The 4,082-nt window shown below is 40.0% G+C and carries 4 protein-coding genes; all 4 read right to left on the bottom strand.

The window, feature by feature from the left end; all coding sequences use genetic code 11:
- Positions 1 to 82: 82 nt before the first annotated feature.
- The gene (locus tag AAEY57_RS18835) at positions 83 to 1,330 is read right to left on the bottom strand and encodes a type II toxin-antitoxin system HipA family toxin (RefSeq protein ID WP_502935502.1); all 1,248 of its coding nucleotides are present in this window, start codon (positions 1,328 to 1,330) and stop codon (positions 83 to 85) included.
- A complete protein-coding gene (locus tag AAEY57_RS18840) occupies positions 1,320 to 1,658 on the bottom strand; it encodes a helix-turn-helix transcriptional regulator (protein WP_008110891.1) in 339 nt (112 codons plus the stop codon). The genes AAEY57_RS18835 and AAEY57_RS18840 overlap by 11 nt, the downstream gene beginning before the upstream one ends.
- A gap of 250 nt (positions 1,659 to 1,908) precedes the next feature.
- Positions 1,909 to 3,291, bottom strand: a complete 1,383-nt coding sequence (locus AAEY57_RS18845; RefSeq protein WP_350608537.1) for an MBL fold metallo-hydrolase RNA specificity domain-containing protein — start codon at positions 3,289 to 3,291, stop codon at positions 1,909 to 1,911.
- Positions 3,292 to 3,442: 151 nt separating this feature from the next.
- Positions 3,443 to 3,895 carry an REP-associated tyrosine transposase gene (locus tag AAEY57_RS18850; protein ID WP_262977460.1) on the bottom strand — a complete coding sequence of 151 codons (453 nt, stop codon included), beginning with the start codon at positions 3,893 to 3,895 and terminating at the stop codon, positions 3,443 to 3,445.
- Positions 3,896 to 4,082 lie beyond the last annotated feature (187 nt).

Here is a 4,082-nt window from a genome sequence, read left to right on the forward strand (position 1 = left end):
CGAACCTCGAACCTCGAACCTCGAACCTCGAACCTCGAACCTCGAACCTCGAACCTCGAACCTCGAACCTCGAACCTAATCCCTAGAACCTAAAATCTTCATGAAGGCGTTGCCAATGAGTTTTAAGTTGTTGTTTATGTGCTTTACTCATTGGTAAATTCTTAATCGCATCTGGCCATTGTGTACGCGCTTTATTAATTACATCATCTAAATGAGGTTTTATAGCTCGCCAGGGAATGTCTGCTTTTTTAGACCAGTATTCAAAATGTTTATAAGAGATATCGTACCATGCTTTTGTTTTCGCGAGGTTGAGTGCAAAATGTTGCTCATTTGCAATGTAAACACTGGTTGTAACTATATCATAAGCAGGTGATAGCCTTGGCGTTGTTTGGTCTGAATATAATAAACTCCAATTTTTTAGGTGAGCGTCACCATTAGCTAGCAGAATATTAGCAAGTAAACGTCTTGCTAGCTGTTGCACATCAGCGAGTCCATCCTCTGAAAACTGATATAAGATCCTTGCTATTTGCTCATAGTTTCCTGAATTGTATTTATCGTGTGGGTACTTAACGAGTACTTGTGCAAAATCTTCCATGTGAATTCGTTGATTGCTTTGCCTATCGAATCGCTTTATTGCAAACGCTAGTTTTTCATCAGGTAAATTAATTTGAGGTAAATTATCTAATTGTTCAATATTAACTAGTTTTATATCCGGAATATCCACACCTACCATTGACGCTAAAGTCATGGATGTAAACTCATTAGTAGGTACATCTTTATGTTTAGTTGAGGGGGTTTTTATGATCCAATCACCTAACACATTATCACGTGCTAAATTATATCGGCCGTCTTTTTCTTTCATAGAAAATTTCATTTGGACACCAGCCAAAGAAAATTTATTCTCTTGATTTAACTTGTCAAAATTCACCGCAGTTACTTGGCCATGACTATTAAATAGGCTAATTGGAACATCCTCAGGCTTCATTGGTTCAGCAACTAAAGCACCTGGTAAGTCCATTCCGAGGTACGAAAGGGTGTGAAACTCATTATCTACATGAGTTTTAAGGCCTTGAGCTATTAGTTCGCGTAATGAACCTTCTGGTAGTAGGTTTGATAGTATGGGGTGAACGCGTTGGTTTGTTACCCAAGGTTCTGACATCATTTTTTCAGCTCGTGGGAAGTTTGGATGTGTAGTTAAGCTAAATGTTGGCCTCGTTTTATTTAAACGAAAGCTTTCATCGAAGTGGAATATGTTTAAGCCATTTTTACCCCCAGCAAGAAAGCCTACTACATGGCCATGCAGTGTTAACTTTAAAACATTAATTTCCATGTTCATCCTCATCCTCTAGTAATCCTTTCCATGGATCTTCAGATACAGTTATTTTTTGTAGGCTTTGATTAGGCTTTTGGTGTTCGGTTGGTATGTTGCCATCACTGTTTTTGAGGGCTGCTAATACCACACTCATTTTTTCTTTCGGTATTAACATTATTTCACTATTAAGCCCTTGAGCTACTAATGTTAGCGTATCTAATCTGGGATTGCCTTTTGCTTCAAGTCGCTGGTATTGTTGCCTAGAAATACCAATGCGCATGGGCATTTCATTTTGTTTTATTTTTAGAGCAAGACGACGGTTTTTTATTTGCTGTAGAAGGTTCATTCAAGGAAACTAATAAGTTGCTTTTTAAATTTATAGAAACATATTAGTTGCTATTGTTGTTTTTAGCAACTTAAGTGTTGCTATTTTATACTGTACTCGGGTTGCGAGTTACGGGTGACGGGCCTAAAACCTAATAACGACGCGGGGTGAACCCGCTGCTACAGATATTTAAAAACCTTGCGATATTAACCGCAAGGTTTTTAAATTTCTCGAAGCTCGAAGCTCGAAGCTCGAAGCTCGAAGCTCGAAGCTATCCCTTGCCAATTTCTACCTTCACCTCGTTCCCCAGTACTTCCCTATATTTTGTTGAGAGTGCATTTTTAGCGTCATCATCGCCGTGGACTATTTTTATATGGTGGGGCTTTTGGCGCATACCGGTTACAAATTTAATGAGACCTGCCTGATCTGCATGAGCACTATAACCGCTAATGGTATGGACCTGTGCGTTAATTGTAATACGCGTATCGTTTATAAGAACATACCCATTGCGGGGGCCATATTTTTGTATATCGCGACCTAATGTTCCGCGCCCTTGGTAACCTACAAACAATACATCGGTTGTTTTGTCAGGTAAAAAGCGTTCAAGGTAATTAACTATACGCCCGCCGGTGCACATACCGCTTGCAGCTAAAATAATGGCAGGTGTTTGGCGTGTGGCGAGGTAATTTATTAACGCTAAGTGCTCGCTATGGGTATTTATTGTAGTGAGGTTTTCAAAGTCGAGAGGATGGCGGCCTTTGGCTACTTTTTGTTTTGCTTCTTCATCCCATAGATATTTAAACTTTCGGTACTGCTGAGTAAAGTTAGCCGCCATGGGGGAGTCGAGTATTACTTGTATTGTACGCCAAGGTGAGTTTTTAGTTGAAGCATGAATTAGCTGTTCAAGTTCGTATAACAGCTCTTGTGTACGGCCTATACTAAATGCAGGCACAAGCACGACACCGTTGTCGGCAACTGCGCGCTCAATCACGGCTTTTAAGGTTTGCGTACGTTGCTTTCGTCCTTGATGGTTTTTATCACCATAGGTTGACTCAATAACTAAAGTATCGGCTTTATAAGGCGCTTTAGGTGCGGATAGTAAAGGTGTATAGGGCGCCCCTAAATCACCTGAAAATACGACCCGATGACTGTTTTTAGCTTTACGAGTTGGTATGCTTATATCTATTTCAACATAAGCCGAGCCTAAAATATGCCCTGCTCGTTGTAGTCGGGCTTTCGCTTTGTGTTCACCTTTGCAAGGAAGCTCAAACCAGGCTTTAAAGTCTACAGATACAACTTGTTGTTTAAGTAACCTTAGGCAGGTATCTATTATTTTTTGATCTCGCGTGACGCCCACTTTTAATGCATCTTCAATCACTAGTGGCAGTAAACTGGCCGATGCAATAGAGGTAAATATGGGTCCTTTAAAGCCAGCCATTAATAAGTAGGGGATTCGGCCAACATGATCGATGTGACAATGGGTGACGATCAGCGCGCGGACTGTATCTATATTAAATTCAATATTAAGATCATCAACAGAATCTTCACCTTGAAACAATCCACAATCAATTAGAAAAGAGCTTTGATCGTTTATTATCAGCTGGTGGCATGAGCCTGTTACGCCATTGACTGCTCCGTGGTGAAGTATTTTCATGAGGGTCCTTATTGCTTGTTTTGTACAAGGCGGGGCTTTATGCCGCGCATTTTAATCTTTGTAGATAGGCCTAAAGAACTTGCGCGAGGTAAACTCCCGCCTACAAATTATCAATTGCATTTACAAACTTCGGCCTACGGGTATTTATATTTTATTTCAAATAAATACAATCCCAAAATGGGTAATCGCCAACGTTATCAACGATATTAGCTCTAAGCGGGTTTGCTACTATATAGCGCGCATAGTTAATGAGATCTTTTTCATCTCGGATCATATGATCGTAATAATCACTTTGCCAAAGCTTATTAATTTTGTGATGATCTCGGGCAAGTTTGGTGCAACGGCCTTTAAATAGCCTAATTAAGGCGCTCAAATGCATGCTTACTTTTAATTGAAAAAGCCAATGTATATGGTCTGGCATTAAGACAAAAGCAATACTTTTACAGGCACCTTCTTCTTCAAGTTGCTTAATTTCATAAATTATTTTTCTATTGATACTTAAATCGCTCAATAGCTTTTGTCTGTTATTTATGACCAGGGTTACGCAGTAATAGTGGTTGGGTATTGAAATGCGACCTTTCCTTAGGTTTTGTGATTTTTTCATTTTGATATCTTGTGGTTTTATAGGTAAATATAGCAGGCAATTAATTGGGTTGCTTAATACCTAAATTCTGCGCGAGGTAAACTCCCGCCTACGGGTAGGTTAGCATGGGGGTTTTATTGGTAGGCGGGGCTTTATGCCGCGCAGGGTGTTTGAAATGTTGTGAAAGTGCGCGAGGTAAACTCCCGCC

The sequence above is a fragment of the Pseudoalteromonas sp. MER144-MNA-CIBAN-0113 genome, assembly GCF_040308965.1.
GTDB classification, from domain to species: domain Bacteria; phylum Pseudomonadota; class Gammaproteobacteria; order Enterobacterales; family Alteromonadaceae; genus Pseudoalteromonas; species Pseudoalteromonas tetraodonis.

Coding starts and splice junctions, on each gene's coding strand:
- AAEY57_RS18840 (WP_008110891.1), bottom strand. CDS start 1,658: ATGAACCTTCTACAGCAAATAAAAAACCGTCGTCTTGCTCTAAAAATA.
- AAEY57_RS18835 (WP_502935502.1), bottom strand. CDS start 1,330: ATGGAAATTAATGTTTTAAAGTTAACACTGCATGGCCATGTAGTAGGC.
- AAEY57_RS18850 (WP_262977460.1), bottom strand. CDS start 3,895: ATGAAAAAATCACAAAACCTAAGGAAAGGTCGCATTTCAATACCCAAC.
- AAEY57_RS18845 (WP_350608537.1), bottom strand. CDS start 3,291: ATGAAAATACTTCACCACGGAGCAGTCAATGGCGTAACAGGCTCATGC.